This window comes from Streptomyces sp. NPDC031225 (genome assembly GCF_055570355.1).
Map to the genome: position 1 here is coordinate 94946 of NZ_JBVIHJ010000019.1, position 21766 is coordinate 116711.

The 21766-nt window shown below is 70.7% G+C and carries 19 protein-coding genes; 7 read left to right on the plus strand and 12 right to left on the minus strand.

All coding sequences use genetic code 11. The features are described 5' to 3' along the window. Positions 1-73 precede the first annotated feature (73 nt). From ACZ48Z_RS29550 to ACZ48Z_RS29560, 3 genes are read right to left on the minus strand one after another with little or no spacing between them, the layout of a single operon-like run. Positions 74-646 carry a cob(I)yrinic acid a,c-diamide adenosyltransferase gene (locus tag ACZ48Z_RS29550; protein ID WP_468738926.1) on the minus strand — a complete coding sequence of 191 codons (573 nt, stop codon included), beginning with the start codon at positions 644-646 and terminating at the stop codon, positions 74-76. Between the two features lie 13 nt (positions 647-659). Then, positions 660-1409, minus strand: a complete 750-nt coding sequence (locus ACZ48Z_RS29555) for an ABC transporter permease (RefSeq protein WP_468738927.1) — start codon at positions 1407-1409, stop codon at positions 660-662. Positions 1410-1431: 22 nt separating this feature from the next. Further along, a complete protein-coding gene (locus tag ACZ48Z_RS29560; RefSeq protein ID WP_468738928.1) occupies positions 1432-2214 on the minus strand; it encodes an ABC transporter ATP-binding protein in 783 nt (260 codons plus the stop codon). 79 nt (positions 2215-2293) lie between these two features. Here ACZ48Z_RS29560 and ACZ48Z_RS29565 point away from each other — a divergent pair, with 79 nt between their 5' ends. The 4 genes from ACZ48Z_RS29565 to ACZ48Z_RS29580 all read left to right on the plus strand — a co-directional run bounded on the left by ACZ48Z_RS29565 (position 2294) and on the right by ACZ48Z_RS29580 (position 7180). Beyond that, positions 2294-2935, plus strand: a complete 642-nt coding sequence (locus ACZ48Z_RS29565; RefSeq protein WP_468738929.1) for a TetR/AcrR family transcriptional regulator — start codon at positions 2294-2296, stop codon at positions 2933-2935. A 137-nt stretch (positions 2936-3072) separates the two neighbouring features. Beyond that, positions 3073-3921 (plus strand): 3-hydroxyacyl-CoA dehydrogenase family protein, encoded by an 849-nt coding sequence (locus ACZ48Z_RS29570; protein WP_468738930.1) that lies wholly within the window; start codon positions 3073-3075, stop codon positions 3919-3921. A gap of 151 nt (positions 3922-4072) precedes the next feature. Beyond that, positions 4073-4396, plus strand: a complete 324-nt coding sequence (locus ACZ48Z_RS29575; protein WP_328750541.1) for an STAS domain-containing protein — start codon at positions 4073-4075, stop codon at positions 4394-4396. A 246-nt stretch (positions 4397-4642) separates the two neighbouring features. Beyond that, positions 4643-7180, plus strand: coding sequence for an ATP-binding protein (locus tag ACZ48Z_RS29580; RefSeq protein WP_468738931.1), 2538 nt, complete (start codon positions 4643-4645; stop codon positions 7178-7180). Positions 7181-7254: 74 nt separating this feature from the next. Here the strand turns inward: ACZ48Z_RS29580 and nucS are convergent, their stop codons facing one another. Further along, positions 7255-7926, minus strand: coding sequence for an endonuclease NucS (gene nucS / locus ACZ48Z_RS29585; RefSeq protein ID WP_389095132.1), 672 nt, complete (start codon positions 7924-7926; stop codon positions 7255-7257). 255 nt (positions 7927-8181) lie between these two features. On the opposite strand from nucS, the gene ACZ48Z_RS29590 reads away from it, so the two are divergent. Beyond that, positions 8182-8574, plus strand: coding sequence for an SCO5389 family protein (locus ACZ48Z_RS29590; RefSeq protein ID WP_389095130.1), 393 nt, complete (start codon positions 8182-8184; stop codon positions 8572-8574). 88 nt (positions 8575-8662) lie between these two features. Here the strand turns inward: ACZ48Z_RS29590 and ACZ48Z_RS29595 are convergent, their stop codons facing one another. Then, positions 8663-9691, minus strand: a complete 1029-nt coding sequence (locus ACZ48Z_RS29595) for an LLM class flavin-dependent oxidoreductase (protein WP_468738932.1) — start codon at positions 9689-9691, stop codon at positions 8663-8665. A gap of 223 nt (positions 9692-9914) precedes the next feature. Here ACZ48Z_RS29595 and ACZ48Z_RS29600 point away from each other — a divergent pair, with 223 nt between their 5' ends. Continuing rightward, positions 9915-10256 (plus strand): ATP/GTP-binding protein, encoded by a 342-nt coding sequence (locus ACZ48Z_RS29600; protein WP_468738933.1) that lies wholly within the window; start codon positions 9915-9917, stop codon positions 10254-10256. 30 nt (positions 10257-10286) lie between these two features. Here the strand turns inward: ACZ48Z_RS29600 and ACZ48Z_RS29605 are convergent, their stop codons facing one another. The 7 genes from ACZ48Z_RS29605 to mce all read right to left on the minus strand — a co-directional run bounded on the left by ACZ48Z_RS29605 (position 10287) and on the right by mce (position 20396). Further along, the gene (locus ACZ48Z_RS29605) at positions 10287-11162 is read right to left on the minus strand and encodes an ABC transporter permease (protein ID WP_468738934.1); all 876 of its coding nucleotides are present in this window, start codon (positions 11160-11162) and stop codon (positions 10287-10289) included. Further along, a complete protein-coding gene (locus ACZ48Z_RS29610) occupies positions 11159-12433 on the minus strand; it encodes an ABC transporter ATP-binding protein (RefSeq protein ID WP_468738935.1) in 1275 nt (424 codons plus the stop codon). The genes ACZ48Z_RS29605 and ACZ48Z_RS29610 overlap by 4 nt, the downstream gene beginning before the upstream one ends. 115 nt (positions 12434-12548) lie before the next feature. Then, positions 12549-13319, minus strand: a complete 771-nt coding sequence (locus ACZ48Z_RS29615; protein ID WP_468738936.1) for an ABC transporter permease — start codon at positions 13317-13319, stop codon at positions 12549-12551. A 2-nt stretch (positions 13320-13321) separates the two neighbouring features. Next, complete coding sequence (locus ACZ48Z_RS29620; protein WP_468738937.1) at positions 13322-14278, minus strand: ABC transporter ATP-binding protein; 957 nt, start codon at positions 14276-14278, stop codon at positions 13322-13324. 416 nt (positions 14279-14694) lie between these two features. Next, positions 14695-15630 (minus strand): coiled-coil domain-containing protein, encoded by a 936-nt coding sequence (locus ACZ48Z_RS29625; protein ID WP_389095116.1) that lies wholly within the window; start codon positions 15628-15630, stop codon positions 14695-14697. Positions 15631-15812: 182 nt separating this feature from the next. After that, positions 15813-19724 (minus strand): polarized growth protein Scy, encoded by a 3912-nt coding sequence (gene scy, locus ACZ48Z_RS29630; protein ID WP_468738938.1) that lies wholly within the window; start codon positions 19722-19724, stop codon positions 15813-15815. Positions 19725-19955: 231 nt separating this feature from the next. After that, positions 19956-20396, minus strand: coding sequence for a methylmalonyl-CoA epimerase (mce, locus tag ACZ48Z_RS29635; protein ID WP_468738939.1), 441 nt, complete (start codon positions 20394-20396; stop codon positions 19956-19958). Between the two features lie 148 nt (positions 20397-20544). On the opposite strand from mce, the gene ACZ48Z_RS29640 reads away from it, so the two are divergent. Continuing rightward, positions 20545-21747: an acetyl-CoA C-acetyltransferase gene (locus ACZ48Z_RS29640; protein WP_468738940.1), complete on the plus strand. Its 1203-nt coding sequence runs from the start codon at positions 20545-20547 to the stop codon at positions 21745-21747. Positions 21748-21766: the final 19 nt, after the last annotated feature.

Genomic DNA, 21766 nt, shown 5'->3' on the forward strand with positions numbered 1-21766 from the left:
GCTGGTCGCGCGCACGCGGCGGAGCCGCAAATCGACAGAGCCCCGCGCCCCTTCGGGGCGCTGCCCCGTCCGCTCAGCGCTCCCCGCCCGGCACCCACAGCACGTCTCCGACGTCCTTGTTGGCCGTCCGCGCCAGGATGAACAGCAGGTCCGACAGCCGGTTCAGGTAGGTCGCCGTCAGCGGGTTCATGTGGTCGCCGTGCACCTCCAGGGCCGCCCACGTCGAGCGCTCGGCCCGGCGTACGACCGTGCAGGCCTGGTGGAGCAGGGCCGCGCCCGGGGTGCCGCCGGGGAGGATGAAGGACCGCAGCTTCTCCAGCCGCTCGTTGAAGCGGTCGCAGTCCGCCTCCAGCTTGTCGACGTAGAACTGCTCGACCCGCAGGGGCGGGAACTGCGGGTTCTCGACGACGGGGGTCGATAGATCGGCCCCGACGTCGAACAGGTCGTTCTGGACGCGGGTGAGGACCGTGACGATCTCCTCCTCCAGCCCGCCCAGGGCGATCGCCGTGCCGATCACGGCGTTCGCCTCGTTGGCGTCCGCGTACGCGGAGATCCGCAGGTCGGTCTTGGCGACCCGGCTCATGTCGCCGAGGGCGGTGCTGCCCTGGTCGCCGGTCCTGGTGTAGATGCGCGTCAGATTGACCATGAGGCCAGCGTAGTTATGCCCCGGCCGTCCGGAACACGCGTGTGCCGACCGTCACGGCCAGCGCCGTGAATCCGAGGGCGACCAGGATGCCGTAGAGCATGTGGGCCGTGGCGTACGAGCCGACGTACGCGTCCCGCATGGCGTCCACCAGATAGCGCAGCGGCATGAAGTGCGACAGGACGTCCAGCCAGGCCGGCCCCAGGGTCATCGGGAGCATCAGGCCGGACAGCAGCATGGACGGCATGCTGACCGCGTTGACCAGCGGGCCGAACTCCTGCGGGGTGCGCACCTTCATCGCCAGCGCGTACGACAGGGAGGCCAGTGACGCGGTCAGCAGCCCGACGAACGCGAAGCCGATCAGGATCCCGGCCAGCGGAGCCCGCAGTCCCATCGCCACCGCGGCCACGACCAGCAGCACCGCCTGGAAGACGAACACCGTGGCGTCGCGCAGCACCCTGCCCAGCAGCAGGGCGAGCCGGCTGACGGGGGTGACCCGCATCCGCTCGACCACGCCCTGGCCCTGCTCAAGGATGATGACGAAGCCCGAGAACAGCGCCCCGAACAGCCCCAGCTGGAGCAGCAGTCCGGGCACCAGCACCTGCCAGGAGCTGCCGCGCCCGCCGAGCGGGAGACCGGTGAGCAGCGGTCCGAAGAACACCAGATACAGCAGCGGCATCAGCACACCGAACAGCAGGGCGAAGCGGGAGCGCAGGGACTGGCGCAGATAGCGGCCGTAGACGATCGAGGTGTCGTGAAGAAGCATGGCTTTCCTATGCGGCTATGGCTTATACGGCTACGGGGGTGGCGTCGGCCGGGGCTGGACCGCGGCCGGTGATCGCGAGGAAGGTGTCCTGGAGCGAGGCGTCGATCGAGCCGCCGTACCGCAGTTTCAGGGCGCTCGGCGTGCCCTCGGTCACGACCACGCCCATGTCGACGATCACCAGGCGGTCGGAGAGGGCGTCGGCCTCGTCGAGGTAGTGCGTGGTGAGGAAGACGGTCGTGCCGTACTCGTCGCGCAGCCGCCGGACCAGGTCCCACAGGTCGGCGCGGCCGGCGGGATCGAGACCGGTGGTCGGCTCGTCGAGGAACAGCACCTTCGGGCGGTGCGTGAGCGCCAGCGCGATGTCGAGGCGGCGGCGCCGGCCTCCGGAGAGCGCCCCGCACCTGCGGTCGAGCAGCTCGGTGAGATCGAGGTCGCGCGCCAGCTCTTCGGCACGTGCGGCTGCCTGATCCTTCGTCAGGCGGTACAGGCGGCCCTGGGTGACCAACTCCTCCCGCACGGAGATCTGCGGGTCCACCCCGCCCGACTGGGCCACGTACCCGCACACCCGGCGCACCCCGGCGGCGTCGGTCGCGAGGTCGTGGCCTGCGACCGTGGCCGCGCCGCCGGTGGGTTCGAGCAGGGTGGTGAGCATCCGGAGCGTGGTGGTCTTCCCGGCGCCGTTCGGGCCGAGGAAGCCGAGGATCTCGCCCTCGTGGACCGTCAGATCGATGCCGCGCACGGCTTCCACGGGGCCACGCCGGGTCTGGAAGGTACGGGCGAGCGAGGCCGTACTGATGATGGGCATGGGCCAAGAAAAACAGAGTCTCTTAAAGTTTGCAATGGCCCCAAAATTTCAGACGGCCCACGAAGCTAGCATTCGACCCATGGCAGAGGGGCTCAGGGAGCGCAAGAAGCGCGAGACCAGGCAGCGGATCTCGGACATCGCCACGGGGCTGTTCCTGGAGCACGGCTTCGTCACGGTGACGATCGCGGAGGTGGCGGACGCCGCCGACGTGTCCGTGAACACCGTCTACAACTACTTCCCGACCAAGGAGGACCTCTTCCTCGACCGCAGCAAGGGCGTCGTCGACCGGCTCTCGCGCTGGGTGCGCGGCCGGGACGTCGGGGAGTCGGCGGCCGCGGCCGTCCTCAGGGAACTGCGCGACGAGGTCGAGGCGGTCTCACCCAGGGTCGGCCTGATGTCGGGCTACGACCGCTTCATGCGGGTCATCCACGACGCACCCCCGCTCCGCTCCCGGCTGTGGAGCATCCAGCAGGAGGTCCAGGAGAACCTGGAGACGACCCTGCGCGAGGAGACGGACGCAGCGCCCGGCGATCCGCTGCCCGCCCTGATCGCCGGTCAGATCAACTGGATCCACCAGACGGTCATGGGCAGTATCGGGCGCGAGATGGTCGCAGGGCGCGAACCGGACGAAGTATCACGAGAGACACTCGCGCTTCTCGACGACATGGAGGAGTTGTTGAGCGAAAGGGTGCTCAACTACGCCGTACGAGACCACTCGTGACAGCTACCGGTGTGATGTCCGTCAGATGAGACGTGACGCGCATTACTAAGCGGTCACACAGCCCCTCACGAACGCTAGGGTCCGCCGAAGAGGCAACCTCAACAGGCTGTAAGGCGTTTCAAAGGGGAGTCGCAACAGTGGCACGGAAGCTTGCCGTCATCGGCGCCGGCTTGATGGGTTCCGGCATCGCCCAGGTCTCCGCCCAGGCGGGCTGGGACGTGGTCCTCAGGGACGTCACCGACGAGGCGCTGAAGCGCGGCACCGACGGTATCAAGGCTTCGTACGACAAGTTCGTGAGCAAGGGCAAACTGGAGGCGCACGACGCCGACGCCGCCCTCGCCCGGATCACCGCGACCACCGATCTGGACGCCGCGGCCGACGCCGACATCGTCGTCGAGGCCGTCTTCGAGAAGCTGGAGGTCAAGCACGAGATCTTCCGCGCGCTCGACAAGATCGTGCGCCCGGACGCCGTGCTCGCCTCCAACACCTCCGCGATCCCGATCACCAAGATCGCGGCGGCCACCGACCACCCGGAACGCGTCGTCGGCGTGCACTTCTTCTCACCGGTCCCGATGATGCAGCTCGTCGAACTGGTCCGCGGCTACAAGACGAGCGACGAAACCCTCGCCACCGCGCGGGAGTTCGCCGAATCCGTCGGCAAGACGTGCATCGTCGTGAACCGGGACGTGGCGGGCTTCGTGACCACCCGTCTCATCTCCGCCCTCGTCGTCGAGGCGACCAAGCTCTACGAGTCGGGTGTCGCGACCGCCGAGGACATCGACCTCGCCTGCAAGCTGGGCTTCGGTCATGCCATGGGCCCGCTCGCCACGGCGGACCTCACCGGCGTCGACATCCTGCTGCACGCCACCAGCAACATCTACACCGAGTCCCAGGACGAGAAGTTCGCCCCGCCGGAGCTGATGCGCCGGATGGTGGACGCCGGTGACATCGGACGCAAGAGCGGGCAGGGCTTCTACAAGCACTGAAACCGCACAAGCCCCTCGCGTTTCACACGAGGGGGTGAATTCGGTATCGGTTCGCTTACGGACGGCAACCTCCGACCGCAGAACGCAGTCAGAGGTGTCATCACTGGACATCACATTCGTGGAGTACTACACGCACTCACGGGGAGCGCATATGTACATCAGGGGCGACCACGCCGAGCTGGTCGTCGGGGGCCGCCTCGACGTCCGCAGCGCGGCGGACGCCCGTACGGTCCTGCACTCGGCCGTCGACGACGGAGCCGGCGACCTGGTGCTCGACCTGTCCGAGCTGGATTCCTGGGACGCCACAGGACTCGGGGTGATCATGGGGGTGCACCGCCGGGCCGGCCGCTGCGGCCGCCGCCTGGTGCTGCGCGACGTACCGCCGCAGATGCAGCGCCTCCTGGTCGCCACCCGACTGCACCGGATCCTGGCGGTCGAGGGCGGTATCGGGGTCGAGTCCCTGCCCCGCGTCTGACCCGCACACCCCGGCGAAACGCGTGCCGCGCGCAATCCTCACGAGACTGTGACGTCTCGGACGGCGCGGTACCCCGGGCTGTCATAGATACTGTGCGAAGGTTTAGGGTTCGGTCGCCCGCTGCCACACACCCTTCTAGCGGGCCCGGACCAGAAGCGACAGCGCTGTGTGCAGCAGGCCGGGAGGGGCCTGGGTCCTCATCCCGGACCCACGACACACGAGACGCTTTTGGGGGGCTTGAAACCTATGGACCCGAACAACCTGGGACCCGAGGAGTACGGCCATGACGGCGACGGCGGTCCGCCGCGCCAGCGGCCTCCCAGGGACCCCCTCACACCGGGCCTCGGCCAGCACACACCCGCGCTCGCCCGCACCGTGCAACTCGTCGCGGGCGACTTCCTGCTCACCGTCAACCCCGTCGACGGCAGCGAGATAGAGGCCTGCCCGCCCGGCGAGCGGCCCGGACGGCCCGAGAAGTACGGCGCCGCCGAACGCGCCGAGGTGGACCGCGCGGCCCACCCGCCCGTCCCGCCGGGCCCCACCCGCACCGCCCTGCCGCTCCTGGCCCGCCAGGACGAACGCGAACGCCTGGTACGGCTGCTCGCCCGCGGCCGCTCGGTACGCCTGACCGGCCCCGCGGGATCCGGCCGCACCAGCCTCCTCGACGTGATCGCCGAGGACTGCTCGGACCTCGCGCCCGACGGCGTGGTCCGCCTCACCGGCTTCCACCGCACGGCGACCGACCTGCTGTACGACCTCTACTACGCCGTGTTCGACTCGCCCCTGCACCGCCCCGACCGCAGCGGGCTGCTCTCCTGCGTCCGGGAGATCGGCGCGGTCGTCGTCCTCGACGACATCGAGTTCGGCGGCGCCGCGCTCGACGAACTGCTGGACGCCACCCCCGAGTGCGCGTTCGTGATCGGCGCCACACCCGAGGTGCCCGCGCCCTCGGCCGACTCCACCGTCGAGGAGGTTGTCCTCGGCGGACTGGAGCGTGCCGACGGCCTCGAACTCCTGGAGCGCGCCGTCGGCCGGGTGCTGACCGAGGAGGAGTCGAACTGGGCGGGCGACCTCTGGTTCGAGTCCGAGGGCCTGCCCCTGCGCTTCGTGCAGGCCGGCGCCCTGCTCAGGCAGCGCGACCGGCAGCGGGCCGGGGCGAGCGCCGTCGACGAGTTCGGCGTCTTCGCGGACGCGGCTCCGGCCGACGCACCCCTCGGCACGGACCACGCCGATGAGATACCCCTGCCCGCGCTCGGTGAGGCCGCGGCACCGGCTCCGCTGCTCGCCTCCCGGCTGAGCGAGTCCGCACGCACCACCCTGCGGTTCGCCGTCGCGCTCGGCGGCGAGGTGCCCCACCAGGCGCACCTGCCCGCACTCGTCGGCGACACCCACGCGGACGCCGCGCTGGGCGAGCTCGCCGCCGCGGGTCTGGTCTCCCCGGTCGGTTCCCGCTACCGGCTCGCCGCAGGCGTCCTCGCCCAGCTGGAGGCCGCCGGATACGGCGACGACAGCGGGGCCCGCGCCCTCGCCGCCGCCCAGCACTACGGCTGGTGGGCCGGACACCCCTCCGTCACCCCGGAACGGGTGTGCGGCGAGGCGGACGCCCTGCTCGCCGCCCTCGACACCCTGGTCTCGGCCTCGTCCGAGCCGGAGGAGCCCCTGTCCCCGCCCGCCGAGGGCGAGGAGAGCCCCCTCGTGCAGCTGGCCCGCACGGCGGCGCCCGCGTTCGCCGCGGGCGGTCACTGGGGCGCCTGGGAGCAGGCACTGCGTTCCGGCGCGGAGGCCTCCCGGCTCGTCGGCGAGGTGTCCGAACGGGCCTACTTCCACCACGAGCTCGGCATCCTCGCCCTCTGCGGCGGACAGCTCGACCAGGCCCGCGCCGAACTGGAGGCCTCCATCGGCCTGCGCGGCGCCCTCGCCGACAAGCACGGCACCGTCGCGGGCCGGCGGGCCCTCGCCCTGGTCTCCGACCGGGACGGCACCGCGCCCGGCCTGGCCGCCCTCGGTGCGATGGCGGGCGACGAGGTGCCCGACGCCCGGTACGACGAGTCGGCCTCGCCGCCCGGGGGAGTCCCCGCGGCCTTCCCGTCGCTCCAGCCGCCGGCCGACTCGCAGACGATCGTCGTCAGCCGCACGTCCTCGCTGCCCGCGCGCTCGCGCAAGGCCCGGGGCGGTCTCAAGGGCCTCGCCAAGCGCAACCTGGTTGCGGCCGGCGCGGGCGCGCTGCTGGTGGCGGTGCTCGGCACGGTCGTCACGCTGGGCGCCACCTCCGACAACGACCCCAACGCCCCCTCCGACCAGGTCGGCCCCAACCCGTCGGCCAGCGTCGGCATCGACGAGGGCAACCTCGGCGCCGACGCCCCGAAGAACGGCGACGGTTCGGGCGACACGGGCACGGCCACATCCCGTCCGACCGACCCGGGCCCCGACGGCACCTACGGGACGGCGGACGATCCGACGCCCACGGGAGCGGCGGAGCCTTCGGACAGCGCGAGCGGGACGAAGCGGCCGGGGAGCAGCGGTACACCGAGTTCGCCGAGGCCCACGACGCCCAGGCCCTCGACGTCGAGGCCGTCGACACCGTCCACACCGACGGGCTCGCCTTCCTCGACACCGTCGACGCCAGCGTCCGAGACTCCGGACCCTTCGGTGACGCCCACGTCCACCCCGACCGCCACGACCCCGAGCAACGCCACCTCGGCCAGCGGCACGGCCTCCAGCACTCCGGTGGAGAGCAGCAGTTCGGCCAGTGCCCCGGCGAGCAGCCCGGAGCAGGTCATCTGAGGCACAGCGCACGACAGGAGGGCCGGGTCCGTCTCACGGACCCGGCCCTCGTCGTCGTAGCGGAGGAAGTGCTGTCAGAACAGCCGCAGTTTGTCGTCCTCGATGCCGCGCAGTGCGTTGTAGTCCAGGACCGTGCAGCCGATGCCGCGGTCCGTGGCCAGCACGCGGGCCTGGGGCTTGATCTCCTGGGCGGCGAAGATGCCGCGCACCGGGGCGAGATGGGGATCGCGGTTCAACAGGTCGAGATAGCGCGTGAGTTGCTCGACGCCGTCGATCTCACCGCGCCGCTTGATCTCCACCGCGACGGTCTGTCCCTCGGCGTCCCGGCACAGGATGTCGACCGGGCCGATGGCCGTCATGTACTCGCGGCGGATCAGGCTGTAGCCGTCTCCGAGCGTTTCGATGCGGTCCGCGAGCAGTTCCTGGAGGTGTGCTTCCACGCCGTCCTTGATCAGGCCGGGATCCACGCCCAGTTCGTGCGAGGAGTCGTGCAGGATCTCCTCCATCGTGATGATGAGCTTCTCGCCCGCCTTGTTGATGACGGTCCAGACGCCTTCGTCGTCGCCGGCTCCCTCCTTCAACGTGCAGGGCGGCGACATCCAGTTCAGGGGCTTGTAGGCCCGGTCGTCGGCGTGGATGGAGACGCTGCCGTCGGCCTTCACCAGGATCAGACGGGGGGCCGAGGGCAGGTGGGCGGTGAGCCGGCCCGCGTAGTCGACGGAACACCGGGCAATGACGAGACGCATGGTCGGCAACGCTACTCGACGGGCGCATGTCCACGCGATTCGGCCCGTAAGGCTGTGAAGGAACCCTGTTCACTTGTGGCCGATTGTGGGCCTGTTGGGAGTGCCCTTTGTTCGCATTCTCCTGGTGCGGTCACCGTCCGTTGCCTACCGTAGTAACCGGGAGGTCGCGGTGCGTGTACTGAGCGTGTTCGGTATCGCGAACTCCCTCATCTGTCCGGCAACCCCCGGGTGACCGGGGGTGCGAGAGGAGAACCCATGTCGCTCGACGTCTCACCGGCCCTACTGGAGAAGGCCGAGCGAGGCGAGGTCGACGAACGTGAATTCGTCGACTGCGTCCGGACCTCCCTGCCCTACGCATGGGAGATGATCAGCTCCCTGGTGGCCCAGCTGAAGGTCGACGGCGGCAACTTCGCCGACAACCAGACGCCCCCGCCGGACGAGCAGGCACGCGGTCAGCTGCTGCGTGCGCTTGCGAGTGACGCGATACGCGGCGCGCTGCAGCGGCACTTCGGCGTACGGCTGGCGTTCCAGAACTGCCATCGGGTGGCGGTGTTCCCGTTGGACGCCTCGGTCGACGAGACGCTGGTCCGCTTCACCTCGGTGCGCAGTCAGTTGCTGAACCAGTCTCCGGAGTTCCGGGACTGCTGACGCGACGCCGCTTGCTTGCCGCTCCGTACGCGGGAGGTGCATCAGTACGGGGCGGCAGGCTTCCCGCCGGACAGGGTTTTCGTCCACTTCAGGTCAGATGCGACAGCACCTCGCCACCCAGCCGCCGTACGTTCTCCTCGGTGGCCGCCAGATCCCCCGAGCCCTCGACGAGCAGGGCGAAACGGGAGATGCCCGTCCGTTCGCTGGTCGCCGCGAGGCGGTCGGCGCACAGCCGCGGGGTGCCCACCGGGTGCAGCCCGCAGAGCAGTTCGGTGTAGGCCACCGGATCGCGCATCTGCCGTGCGCGGCCGTCGACCGTCACATGGGCGCCGAGCCCCTGCCTGAGCCAGCCCGGCATCGCCTTCACCAGAGCCTCCACCGCGTCCGTGCGCCGGTCCGCGATCTGGCAGACACCGGCCGAGACATGGGGCGCTCCCAGGACCTTCTCCGGCGCGTGTCCGGCCGCCCGCGCCTGCCTGCGCCACAGGGCGACCATCTCCGTCTTCTCCTCGTCCCCGACATGCATCCCGAGCAGCATCGGCAGCCCGCGCTCCGCGGCCAGCCGGACGCTCGCGGGCGAGGTGCAGGCGACGACCACCTCGGGGCCGTCCGTTTCCGTGAGCGACTCCGACGGCCGCGGCACGACGGGCACTTCACGGAACCGGAAGCGCTCGCCTGCGGCGCCGACGGACGCCTCGCGCAGCCAGCGCATCAGCAGATCGAGCGATTCCGGGAACCCCTTCTCGTAGGCCTCCAGGCCTGTGCCGAACACCTCCAGGTCGACCCATGGACCGCCGCGGCCCACGCCCAGCGAGAAGCGCCCGCCGCTCGTCATGTGCAGCAGGGCGGCCTGCTCGCCGAGGGCCACGGGGTGGACCGTGGGCAGCACGCTCACGGCGGTGCCGACCCGGATACGGCGGGTGCGGCCCAGCAGCAGGGCCGCCAGGGTGATCGCGGACGGGCAGGTGCCGTACGGCACGAAGTGGTGTTCCGCCAGCCAGACCGCGTCGAGTCCGGCCTCCTCCGCGACCTCCGCCGAGCGGACCGCGCGGTGCAGCGCCTCCCCCTGCCCCTGTCCCGGGAACTGGGCCGCCAACACGAATGTTCCTACGTGCATGTGCTTTTCCTGCTTCCTTGGCTCCGACACGGAGCTCCCCCACTCGGCATAACCGTCTGACACGTGCCGAGGACACGGCCTGGCGGAGAGATTTGCCGATTGTCTGCAGAATGGGTCTCCCCGGAGGGGGACTTGTGGGGGTTGGTTCCCTACGCGTACTCCGCGTCCCGCCGCGTAGGCTGGACGCGGTTCCTGCTCCCTGTATAGCCCCGTGAGGTGTCCTGTGTCCCCGCGTCGCAACCGACCCAAGGGTGCCGGTTCGTCGGACTCGGCCGACCGGAGCGCCGAGGACGACCGGTCCGGCCGCTACGGCGGCTTCCAGTCCTCGACGCACTGGCAGGGCGAGGAGTGGAACATCCGTCATGTGGCGGGGGCGAGCGCGCAGGGCAAGACGTACCGCTGTCCGGGCTGCGACCAGATGATCCCGGACGGCGTCCCGCACATCGTGGCGTGGCCGGACCACTCGGGCGTCGACGAGCGCCGGCACTGGCACAAGGCGTGCTGGAACGCGCGGGACCGCCGCACCACGCGGGTGCAGCGGTCCCGTAACGCGCCGAAGTTCTAGGGCGGGGCCTCTTCGAGCCCCGGGGTTCCTCTAGACGTCCCGGTTCTCCAGGAGGGCATAGGCGCCGGCGAACAGAACGGCTGTCACGCCGATGATGATCCACAGCGGGTCCCAGCCCGACGGACCGGATTCGCTGAGGGAGTTGGCGTAGAACACGCTGAGCTGGTTCGGGATGGAGTACTCGAACAGCGCCTGGCGCAGGCCCTCCAGGGACTGCGAGAACATGAACAGCGCGATGACCAGCGGGGCGAGCACGACGCCGATCATGATCGTGATCGCGCCGGCCGAGTGCCGGATGATCGAGCCGATGATCAGCGAGAGCAGGCCGAGCAGCGCGATGTAGAGCGAGATGCCGAAGGTGCCCTTCAGCCACTCCTGACCGGTCGGGGTCCGGGCGCCGTCCAGCATTGCCACGTCGAGGAGGGCGACGAGGAACACCGAGACCAGGGTGGTCACGAAGGCGACGCCGAAGAACACGATCGCCTTCGCCGCGAGGACGCGGCCGCGGGAGGGACAGGCGACCATCGTGGTCCGGATCATGCCGGTGCCGTACTCCGAGGCCGTGGTCAGCACGCCGAGCGTCATGACGCACATGCTGCCGAGCAGCAGTCCGAAGAACCCGAACGACAGCGGGCTCTCGCCGCTCAGGTCGTCCTGCGAGGCGTTGGCCGACAGGATCGCGGCGACCGCCAGCCCGATGCCGATCACGAGCAGCACGAACACGCCCAGCGTCCAGATCGTCGACCGCACCGAGCGGATCTTCGTCCACTCCGATCCGATCGCGTGCCCGAGATGCGTCCGTACGACGGGGATCGGCGAGGTGTAGCCCGGGTGCGACGACGGTCCGGCAGGCGCCTGCCAGTGCGCTGCGGCGGCCTGCGGCATCGGGGGCTGCGGGGTGCTCATCGGGCGTCCTCGGGCTGGGTCGGGGTGGCGGGAGCGGATCCCTGCGGGGCGGGAGCGGAGGGCTGCGGCGGGGCCGCGTATGTCGGCGGCACCGGCGCGGCGGCCGGGGGCTGCGGTGCGGAGGCCTGTGCGGCCGGCTGAGCCGGGGCCTGGGGCGCCGCGGGGCCCGGCTGGGCGTATGGGTTGGGGCCGCCGTACGGGACCGGCTGCGGCTGGCCCTGCGGTCCCGGGAACGGCTGGCCGCCCTGCTGCGGCGGTGCCGGCGGGTACCAGTCGGGCTGCCCCTGGCCGGGAACCGGCATGGGGGGCTGGGCGCCCGGGGGCAGGGGCTGCATGAGCCCCGCCTTCTGGTCGCTGGTCGAGCGGTAGTCCACGGCGCCCTGCGTCATCCGCATGTACGCCTCTTCCAGCGAGGCCTGGTGCGGGGACAGCTCCCACAGGCGTACGTCCGTGTCGTGGGCGATGTCGCTGATGCGGGGGAGGGGCAGTCCCGTCACCCGCAGCGCGCCGTCCTGCTCGGGAAGGACGCGTCCGCCCGCCTCCGTGATCGCGGCCGACAGCTTCTCGCGCAGCTGCGGCTCGGTGTCCGGCGTCCGTACCCGCGCGAACCCGGCGGAGTTCGCGGCGATGAAGTCGCCCACGCCCATGTCGGCCAGCAGCTGTCCGCGCCCGATGACGATGAGATGGTCCGCGGTCAGCGCCATCTCGCTCATGAGGTGGGACGAGACGAAGACCGTACGGCCCTCCGCCGCCAGTGCCTTCATCAGGTTGCGCACCCACAGGATGCCCTCGGGGTCGAGACCGTTGACCGGCTCGTCGAAGAGCAGCACCTGCGGGTCGCCGAGGAGCGCGGCCGCGATGCCGAGCCGCTGCCCCATGCCGAGCGAGAAGCCCTTGGAGCGCTTCCTGGCCACGTCCTGGAGGCCGACGACACCGAGCACCTCGTCGACCCGCCGGGCCGGGATGCCGGACAGCTGGGCCAGGCACAGCAGGTGGTTACGGGCCGACCGGCCGCCGTGCACGGCTTTGGCGTCGATCAGCGCGCCGACCTGCCGGGCCGCGTTGGGCAGCCTGCGGAACGGGTAGCCGCCGATCGTCACCTGCCCCGAGGTGGGGTTGTCGAGCCCGAGGATCATCCGCATGGTCGTCGACTTGCCGGAGCCGTTGGGGCCCAGGAAGCCGGTGACGGCACCGGGACGTACCTGGAAGGAAAGGTTGTACACAGCGGTCTTGTCGCCGTAGCGCTTGGTCAGGCCGACTGCCTCGATCATGCTCCGCACCCATCGCAAGGTTCAGGACAGCGGGGCACACGCCCCCCGTAAGGGTTAGGAGCTTATCGGGACGCTGACGGTTCCGCTCAAATGAAAGCAAAGCCTTCGGGCGGCCTCAGGCGTCCCGCCTCTTCAGCAGGACATACCCGCCGATCAGCACCGCCGCCACCCACAGCGCCATGATGCCGAGCCCGCCCCAGGGGCCGTAGGGGGTGTCGTCGTCGAGCGGGGTGACCACCTGCATGATCTTGCTGCCGGCCTGGTCGGGCAGGAACCGGCCGATCTTCTTCGTCGCCGAGACGTTGCCCAGGATGTTGGAGATCAGGAAGAAGAACGGCATCAGGATGCCCAGCGACAGCATCGGCGAGCGCAGCATCGCGGCGACGCCCATCGAGAACATCGCGATGAGGGTCATGTAGAGGCCGCCGCCGATGACCGCGCGCAGCACTCCGGGATCTCCGATCTCCGCCCGGTGGGAGCCCAGCATCGCCTGCCCGAGGAAGAACGTGACGAAGGTGGTGACGACACCCACGACCAGCGAGAGCGCGGTCGCCACCGCGATCTTGCCGGCCAGGAAGGTGCCGCGCTGCGGCACGGCCGCCAGCGAGGTGCGGATCATGCCGGTGCTGTACTCGTTCGCGACCACGAGCACCCCGAACACGATCATCGCGAGCTGGCCGAGCGTCATCCCGGCGAAGCTGACGAACGTCGGGTCGAAGGAGAGCTGGTCCTGCCGGCTCATGTTGTCGAACTCGTTCTTCGACAGAGCCGAGATCAGGATGCCGAGCCCGATGGTGACGACCACGGCGAGGGAGAGCGTCCACACCGTGGACGCCACCGACCGGATCTTGGTCCACTCGGAGCGGATGACCTGGGTCGCCGCCATGCTCAGTTCCCCTTCCAGCCGTCGCCCCAGGCCTGTTGCTGCTCGGGCGGCGCGTCGCTGTGTGCGTGGTACTCGACCGACTCCGCGGTCAGCTGCATGAACGCCTCCTCCAGGGAGGCCTGTTGGGGACTCAGCTCGTGCAGCACGATCTGGTGCTGGGCGGCCAGCTCGCCGATGTGCTCCGACTTCCTGCCGTCCACCTCCAGCGTGCCGTTGCCGGTCTCCACGACGGTGACCCCGGCCGCGTGCAGCACGTCGAGCAGCCGCTCGCGCTGCGGGGTGCGGATACGGACGTACGACCGCGAGTTCTGCGCGATGAAGTCGGCCATGGAGGTGTCGGCGAGCAGCCGCCCCTGGCCGATGACGACGAGGTGGTCCGCGGTCAGCGCCATCTCGCTCATGAGGTGACTCGACACGAACACGGTCCGCCCCTGCGCGGCCAGCGACTTCATCAGGTTGCGGATCCAGTGGATGCCCTCGGGGTCCAGCCCGTTGACCGGCTCGTCGAACATCAGGATCCGGGGGTCGCCGAGCAGCGCGCCCGCGATGCCGAGCCGCTGGCCCATGCCGAGCGAGAAGCCCTTGGCCTTCTTCCGGGCGACGGAGGTGAGACCGACGGTGTCGAGGACCTCGTGCACCCTTTTACGGGGGATCCCGTTGCTCTGCGCGAGACACAGCAGGTGGTTGAAGGCGCTGCGCCCGCCGTGCATGGCCTTGGCGTCCAGCAGGGCGCCGATGTACGTCAACGGGTCCTTGAGCTGGTCGTAGTGCTTGCCGTCGATACGGACGTCGCCTGCGGTCGGCCGGTCCAGGCCCAGCATCATGCGCATGGTCGTCGACTTGCCGGCACCGTTGGGACCGAGGAAGCCCGTGACGATGCCCGGTCTGACGGCGAAGGTCAGGTTGTTGACCGCCACCTTCTCGCCGTACCGCTTGGTCAGCCCCTCGAGCTCGATCATGCCGACCACGCTAGGGGTGGGCTCCAGCAAATGCCACTCCGATGGGCAAACGGAGACCGACGAGCACGGCAAGAAACGTGAAACCCGTGAACCGGCCGACGCCACAGGCGAAACCACCATGGCCGAGACCGGAGGGGAGGGCCCTCAGTACCGCCGAGGGTCGGTGGTGGCCGTTCCTGCCGGTGGCGCAGGGACGTCAGTGCCGGGGAGTTGGCGAGGGGCGCGCAGGGCATGGGCGGGGAGCGCGGTGACGGGTACGGCGGCCGGAGAGGGCGCGGGCACCCGCGCGACGACGCTCACCGTCAGGCCGTGCACACGCGCGGCCGGCGGACGGGGGAGGTGGGCAGAGGGGCCGCCCACGCCAGAGGCCCGCACCTTCGGGGGAGACGGTGCGGGCCTCTGGAACGCGCTGCTGACTAGCGGGACTGCTGAGCCGGAACCCCACGGGAGATCGGCTCGTCCTCGACCGGGGAGCTGGCGGCGGCCACCGCGGCACCCGTGAGCGTGGCGAGCATCTCGCGGACGTTCGTCAGCTGAGCGTTGATCGAGTCGCGACGGTTCGTCAGAGCCGCCAGCTCGCGCTCGGATTCCGAACGGATGCGGTCGGCCTTGGCGTTGGCGTCGGCCACGATGTCCTCGGCCTGGCGCTGCGCGGTCTCCACCGTCTGGCGGGCGCGACGCTCGGCGTCGGTACGCAGCTTCTCGGCCTCCAGGCGCAGCTGCTCCGCGCGGTGCTCGATCTCCGCGAGGCGCTTCTCCGCCTTCTGCTGACGGGACGCCAGGTCGCGCTCGGACTGCTCCCGGCGCTTGGCGAGGTTCGTCTCGAAGTCGGCTGCGGCCTGCGCGGCCTTGGCGCGGGTCTCCTCGAAGAGGGCGTCGGCCTCCTCACGCTTCTGCTGCGCGTCCTTCTGCGCCTCCTGGCGCAGCTGGGAGGAGTCGCTCTTGGCCTTCTCGACGATCCGGACGCCCTCGTCCTCGGCCTTGGCCTTGCGCTCCGCAGAGAACGATTCTGCGTCGTTGCGAACCTGCTGGGCCGCCGACTCGGCGAGCTCGCGGTGCTGCTCGGCCGCGCGACGGGCCTCCTCGCGCAGGTCCTTTGCCTCCTCCTCGGCGAGGCGGAGGATCTTCTCGACACGCGCGCCGAGGCCGGCATACGACGGCTCTGCGTCGGATACCTGGGCCTGGGCGTTCTGCGTCTCGAGGTGGAGCTCCTCGATGCGCTTTTCCAGGGCTGTGATGCGGGAGAGAGCGCTGTCACGGTCGGAGACGAGCTTGGAGATCCGTTCGTCCACCTGAGCGCGGTCGTACCCACGCCGCACAAGCTCGAAGCCGTAGGGGGAAGTGTCGCTCATGGGGTTCCTGTCAAATGAGACCGGTGAGGTGATAGGGGGAATCCTAGGGGCCGAAGCGGTGTGTCATCGAGCGGATACGTGTTTGATCTGGAGAATGACACCCCTTTTGAGTGGCTAACCCCGGGACGGCTTGCCAAAAACTTGGTCAAAGGCCCCAGACGGGACCGGAAGCAACCAGTCGGTTAGCTGTCCGAAGGCTTACCCGAACGGGGGGCGCCGACCGCTGCGCCCGCCTTGACGCCGCCGTCCTTGCCCGCCGATGGAGCCTCGAAAGACTCCAACGCCTCCAGGACGTCCTGGACACGGGAGATCTCGGTGTTGATGTCCTCGCGACGCCGGACGAGCACCTCGAGCTCGCGCTTGCCCTCCTCGACCGTGCGCTTGGCCTCGCGGATCGCCTCGGCCTTGAGCTCCTCGGCCTCCCGGACCAGCGTGGCCTTCTTCTGCTCGGCCTCCTTGAGGAGCGCCTCGGCCTTCTTGACCGCGGCGATCCGCACCTTGCCGGCCTCCGAATTGGCCTCCGAGACCAGCTCCTTGGCCTTGGCCTGAGCCTTCGCGAGCTGCTCCTCGGACGCCTTGATGAGCGCGTCGCAGCGGTCGCCGGTCGTCCTCATGGTCTCCGCGGCCTCACGGCGGGCCCGCTCGTGCAGCGCCTCGATCTCGCCCGTGATCCGGTCGCGCAGCTCCTCCGCGCGCTCCCTTATCGCGGTGGCGTCCCGGCGGGCGCCGACGAGCAGCTCGTCCGCGTCCGTACGGGCCTTCTCCACCGTCGAGTTGCCCTCGACCGTCGCCTGGGACACCAGCCGGTCGGCCTCCTTGCGGGCCGCACCCACCATGCTGTCGGCCTGTGCCTCCGCGTCCGCGGTGGCCTTTTGTGCCTGCTGCTGCGCCTCGTTGAGCAGCTTGTCCGCCTCGGCGGCGGTCTCCGTGATGAGGGTGTCGACCTGCTCGGCCGCCTCGGAACGCCGCTTGTTGGAGTCCTTGCGCGCCTCGTCGAGGGTGCGCTCGGCCTCCGTACGCGCGGAGTTGACCAGTTCCTCGGCCGCGGCCGCCGCCTCCGCCCTGACCCGCTCGGACTCGGTACGGATCCGCTCCGCGTGCTGCTGGGCCTGCCCGACCGTGTCCGCGGCCTCGGCACGCAGCCGCTCCGCGTCCCCGGCGGCCTCGCCGATCAACCGCTCGGCCCGGGCGACCGATTCGGCCCGCACGCGCTCGGCTTCGGTGACCGACTCGACGCGTACCCGCTCCGCCTCGGCGACCGTCTCCGTCCGCAGCCGGTCGGTGTCGGTGATGGTCTCCTCGGTGAGCCGCTCGGCTTCGTTGCGCGCCTCGGTGATGAGGGTGTCGGCCTGCGTCGCCGCGTCCGACCGGATGCGGTTGGCGTCCTCGCGGGCGTCCGCCCGGGTGCGGGAGGCGTCCTGCTCGGCCTGGGCGATCGCGTCCGAGGCCTCGGTGCGCGCCCGCTGGGCGTACTCGGACGACTCCGACCTGAGCCGCTCCGCCTCCGAGATCGCCTCCGAGACGGTGCGCTCGGCGAGGGCCTTGGCGGCGTCCGTCTCCACGGCGGCCTCGCGCCGGATCCGGGCCGCGTCCTCACTGGCCCGCTCCCGCTCGGAGTAGGCGTCCGAGCGGACCCGGTCGGCCTCCTCCTGCGCCTCGCGCCGGGTCCGGTCGGCCACGTGCTCGGCAGCACTGCGCAGCCCGGTGATCTCCTCCTGGGCCTGCTCGTGCAGCCCGGCGACCGAGTCCCGCACCTGCTGCGCGTGCTGCTCGGCGGCCGACACCATCTCGGTGGCCCGCCGGTCCGCCTCCTCGACCAGACGTACGGCCTCGGTCTGGGCCTCCTCGACCCGGTTGCGGGCGGAGGCGAGGAGCTCCTCGCTCTGCTCGCGGGCCCGCTCGCGCTCCTGGTCGGCCTCCTGGCGGGCCGAGCCGAGGTACTCCTCGGCCTCGCGGCGGCGCCGGTCGGCCTCCTCCTGGGCGGCGGCCAGCGTCTCGGTCGCCTCGGCGGCGAGCCGTTCGGCGGCGGCGTGCGCCTCCGCCCGGACCCGGTCCGCGGTGTCCTGGGCCTCGGTCTTCAGCCGCTCCGCCTCCGCGGCGGCCTCGGAACGCAGCCGTACGGCGACGGCCTCGCCCTCGGCGCGGGAGGCGGACGCGTCGGACGCGGCCTCGGTGCGCAGCCGGTCGGCCTCGGCCTCGGCCTGCTGCTGGAGCGAACGGATCCGCTCGGCGGCCTCGCCGCGCAGTCGGTCGGTCTCCTCGGAGGCCTCGCGGCGGATCCGCCCGGCCTCCTCACGGGCCTCGGTGAGGGCCTGCTCGGCGGTGGCGAGGCGCTCCTCGGCCTCGGTGTGCAGCCGGGTCAGTTCCTCGGAGGCCTCGGTGCGGCGGGCCTCTATGGCCCGCTCGGTCTCCTCGTGCAGCTCACGGGCGGCCCGCTCGGCGTCGGCCTTGATGCCCTCGGCCTGCTCGGCGACCTCCTCGCGGTGCCGCTCGGCCTCCTGGCGGGTGCGCTGCAGGGTCTCCTCGGCCTGCCGGCGCAGCGTCGTGGCGCGCTCGATGGCCTCGGTGCGGACCTTCTCGCTGTCCGTGGTCGCGGTCTGGCGCAGCTCGTCGGCGTCCGCCTTGGCCTTGGAGAGCAGCTCCTCGGCGGTCCTGGCGGCCTCCTCGATCTGCTGGACGGCCTCCTTGCGGGCCTCCGCGCGGATCTTCTCGCCCTCGGCGACCGCGTCGGCGCGCAGCTGCTCGGCCTCACCGCGCAGCCGGCGGGCCTCCTCCTGGAGCTCGACCGTCTTGGCCCGGTACTCCTTGGTGTCGTCCTTCGCCGAGCCCTTGAGCTGTTCGGCGATGTCGTGCGCCTCGGCCCGCAGCCGGTCCGCCTCGGTCTCCGCCTCGCGGCGGATCCGCTCGGCCTCCTCGGCGGCGGCCTTGGTGGTGTTCCGCGCGTCTTCCTGCGCCTTGTTGAGGACGTCCTCGGCGGTCTTGGCCGCCTTCGACAGCTGGGTCGCGCTCTCCTCGGCGGTGAGGGTACGGGCCTTCTCGGAGGCCTCGGCGGTGATCTTCTCGGCCTCGGCGCGGGCGTCCGCGACGATCTGCTCGGCGGCCGCCTTCGTCGCCTCGGCCTCCTGGCTGGCCTCGGTGACGAGCCGGGCGACCTGCTCCTTGGCCGTACGTGTGCGCTGTTCGTTCGCCGACTCCGCGCTCGCCAGCGCCTTCTCGGCGGCGGCCTTGGCCTCGGTGAGCACCTTCTCGGCCTCGGCCTGCGCCTTGCGCAGCGCCTCGTCGGCCTCCGCGATGCGCTGCTCGGCGGCGCGGCTGAGCTCGGTGGCCTGACGGCGGGCGGAGTCCGACTCGGTCGCCGTGGAGGTGCGCAGCTGCTCGGCGTGGTCGGTGGCCTCCTGGGCCTGGGTGGAGGCGGTGTCGATCAGGCGCTCGGCGTCCGTGCGGGCGCGGCGCAGCAGCTGTTCGGCCTCCGCGCGGGCCGCCTCGGCCTCGCTCTGGAGACGCTGGCGGGCCTCGGCGGCGACCCGCTCGGCCTCGGCGCGGGCGGCCGCCATGGCCTGCTCGGCCTCCGCGCGGGACTCCTCCAGGAGCCGACGGGCCTGGGACTCGCTGCGGGCGCGCAGCTGCTCGGCCCATGCCACGTTCTCGTTGACGTGTGACTCGACGGTCTGGCGGCGCTCGGCCAGCTCCTGGTCGAGCTGCTGCCGACGGGTGACCGCCTCCTGGTGCAGCTCCGCCTGCAGGCGGGCGGCCTGCTCGGCGTGCTCCTGGAGGATGCGCTGGGTCTGCGCGCGGACCTGGCTCAGCTCGCGCTCGGCGTCCTGGCGCAACTGGTCGGCCTGGACCTGCGCATTGCGCAGCAACTGCTCGGCCTGGTAGCCGATGTCGCCGCCGCCGAATTCGGGCCGGGACATGAGGGTGCGCCGCGCCTCGTGCAGCTTGGCGCGCAGCACCTCGACCTGGTAGCCGAGGTCCTCGGCGTGCTGGATCGCCTTTTCCCGCTCGGTCTTCAGCCGATCCATCTCGGCCTCGAACCGAGAGAGGTGGTCGACGTCAGCCGCCGGCTCTCGCTCCTGGCGTTCGTAGCCCCGCACTGCGCGGTCCCATCCGTCCCCTGGTCGCAAGTCTTTCCGAACGAGCCCTGTCCATCCGCCGAACGGGGCCCCCGGGGAATGGTGTCAGATCACGGTGGAGCATGGGCTGCCGCCCACTGCTCGCCCCCCGAAACCCGGACCCCGGCGCGGTTCTGCCGCCATGGGCAGGACCCGGTCGCCCTCGCAAGAGCGGCGACCGCCCCCAACCCTACCGGCCCATATGTACGAGGGTCAGTGCTCAGGTGACTCAACAGGCGCCGAAGTGACCAGTTCTGTCAGTACGCCGTGGCAATCCTTCGGGTGCAGGAAGGTGATCCGTGACCCCATGGAGCCACGTCGCGGCTCCTCGTACAGAACGCGTACGCCCTTGCCCTTGATGTCCGCCGCCTCCGTGTCGACGTCCGCCGTACCGAAAGCGATGTGGTGGACACCCTCGCCGTTCTTGTCCAGCCACTTCGCGACGGTCGAGTCGGGGCGGGTCGGCTCCAGAAGCTGCAGGTAGGAGGCGCCGCCGTCGGACGTGTCGTTGATCTTGAGCATGGCCTCGCGCACGCCCTGCTCCTCGTTGACCTCGGAGTGGTGCACCTCGAAGCCGTACGTGGCCCGGTAGAACTCGACGGTCTTGTCGAGGTCGAAACAGGCGATCCCGATGTGGTCGATTCGCGTCAGCATGTACTCAGTGCAGCGCTCGCGAAACGGTTACGCAACGTGCGCGCGATCACACCGACGGGCCGATGACGGCACGGAGTGCCACTCAGTACATTCGAAGTAAACCCTCGTTCACTCCTCGGCAGTGCAGCCGGTAAGGGGATCGCACCTCATGTCTGGATCGAACAGCACCACCTCGGTGATCGTCGCGGGCGCCCGTACGCCCATGGGACGGCTGCTGGGCTCGCTGAAGTCCTTCTCCGGAGCCGACCTCGGCGGCTTCGCGATCAAGGCCGCCCTCGACCGTGCGGGAATCGGTGGCGACCAGGTGCAGTACGTCATCATGGGCCAGGTGCTCCAGGCCGGGGCGGGGCAGATCCCGGCACGCCAGGCCGCCGTCAAGGCCGGCATCCCGATGAACGTCCCGGCACTCACCATCAACAAGGTGTGTCTGTCGGGCCTCGACGCGATCGCGCTGGCCGACCAGCTGATCCGCGCCGGCGAGTTCGACGTGATCGTCGCGGGCGGTCAGGAGTCCATGACCAACGCCCCGCACCTGCTGCCGAAGTCCCGCGAGGGCTTCAAGTACGGCGCGATCGAGATGCTCGACGCGATGGCCCACGACGGCCTGACCGACCCCTGGGAGAACATCCCCATGGGCCAGTCGACCGAGACGCACAACACCCGCCTCGGCATCCAGCGCCCCGCGCAGGACGAGATCGCCGCCCTGTCCCACCAGCGGGCCGCCGCCGCGCAGAAGAACGGCGTCTTCGAGGCCGAGATCACCCCGGTCGAGATCCCGCAGCGCAAGGGCGAGCCGGTCGTCTTCAGCAAGGACGAGGGCATCCGCGCCGACACCACGGCCGAGTCCCTTGGCAAGCTGCGCCCCGCCTTCACCAAGGACGGCACCATCACGGCCGGCACCTCCTCGCAGATCTCGGACGGTGCGGCGGCCGTGGTCGTGATGAGCAAGGCCAAGGCGCAGGAGCTGGGCCTCGAGTGGATCGCCGAGATCGGCGCCCACGGAAACGTGGCGGGCCCGGACAACTCCCTGCAGTCCCAGCCGTCCAACGCGATCCTGCACGCCCTCAAGAAGGAGGGCCTGGAGGTCTCCGACCTCGACCTGATCGAGATCAACGAGGCCTTCGCCGCGGTCGCCGTCCAGTCGATGAAGGACCTCGGCGTGTCCTCCGAAAAGGTGAACGTGAACGGTGGTGCGATCGCCCTGGGCCACCCCATCGGCATGTCCGGCGCCCGGCTCGTGCTGCACCTGGCCCTGGAGCTGAAGCGCCGGGGCGGCGGCGTGGGCGCGGCCGCGCTGTGCGGCGGCGGCGGTCAGGGTGACGCGCTCGTCGTGCGGGTACCCAAGGCCTGAGCCGTCGTACGTCGTCCAT

Excerpts from the sequence above, each read along its gene's own strand:
- ACZ48Z_RS29550 (WP_468738926.1), bottom strand. The coding sequence starts at position 646 with ATGGTCAATCTGACGCGCATCTACACCAGGACCGGCGACCAGGGCAGC.
- ACZ48Z_RS29555 (WP_468738927.1), bottom strand. The coding sequence starts at position 1,409 with ATGCTTCTTCACGACACCTCGATCGTCTACGGCCGCTATCTGCGCCAG.
- ACZ48Z_RS29560 (WP_468738928.1), bottom strand. The coding sequence starts at position 2,214 with ATGCCCATCATCAGTACGGCCTCGCTCGCCCGTACCTTCCAGACCCGG.
- ACZ48Z_RS29565 (WP_468738929.1), top strand. The coding sequence starts at position 2,294 with ATGGCAGAGGGGCTCAGGGAGCGCAAGAAGCGCGAGACCAGGCAGCGG.
- ACZ48Z_RS29575 (WP_328750541.1), top strand. The coding sequence starts at position 4,073 with ATGTACATCAGGGGCGACCACGCCGAGCTGGTCGTCGGGGGCCGCCTC.
- ACZ48Z_RS29580 (WP_468738931.1), top strand. The coding sequence starts at position 4,643 with ATGGACCCGAACAACCTGGGACCCGAGGAGTACGGCCATGACGGCGAC.
- nucS (WP_389095132.1), bottom strand. The coding sequence starts at position 7,926 with ATGCGTCTCGTCATTGCCCGGTGTTCCGTCGACTACGCGGGCCGGCTC.
- ACZ48Z_RS29590 (WP_389095130.1), top strand. The coding sequence starts at position 8,182 with ATGTCGCTCGACGTCTCACCGGCCCTACTGGAGAAGGCCGAGCGAGGC.
- ACZ48Z_RS29595 (WP_468738932.1), bottom strand. The coding sequence starts at position 9,691 with ATGCACGTAGGAACATTCGTGTTGGCGGCCCAGTTCCCGGGACAGGGG.
- ACZ48Z_RS29605 (WP_468738934.1), bottom strand. The coding sequence starts at position 11,162 with ATGAGCACCCCGCAGCCCCCGATGCCGCAGGCCGCCGCAGCGCACTGG.
- ACZ48Z_RS29610 (WP_468738935.1), bottom strand. The coding sequence starts at position 12,433 with ATGATCGAGGCAGTCGGCCTGACCAAGCGCTACGGCGACAAGACCGCT.
- ACZ48Z_RS29615 (WP_468738936.1), bottom strand. The coding sequence starts at position 13,319 with ATGGCGGCGACCCAGGTCATCCGCTCCGAGTGGACCAAGATCCGGTCG.
- ACZ48Z_RS29620 (WP_468738937.1), bottom strand. The coding sequence starts at position 14,278 with ATGATCGAGCTCGAGGGGCTGACCAAGCGGTACGGCGAGAAGGTGGCG.
- ACZ48Z_RS29625 (WP_389095116.1), bottom strand. The coding sequence starts at position 15,630 with ATGAGCGACACTTCCCCCTACGGCTTCGAGCTTGTGCGGCGTGGGTAC.
- mce (WP_468738939.1), bottom strand. The coding sequence starts at position 20,396 with ATGCTGACGCGAATCGACCACATCGGGATCGCCTGTTTCGACCTCGAC.
- ACZ48Z_RS29640 (WP_468738940.1), top strand. The coding sequence starts at position 20,545 with ATGTCTGGATCGAACAGCACCACCTCGGTGATCGTCGCGGGCGCCCGT.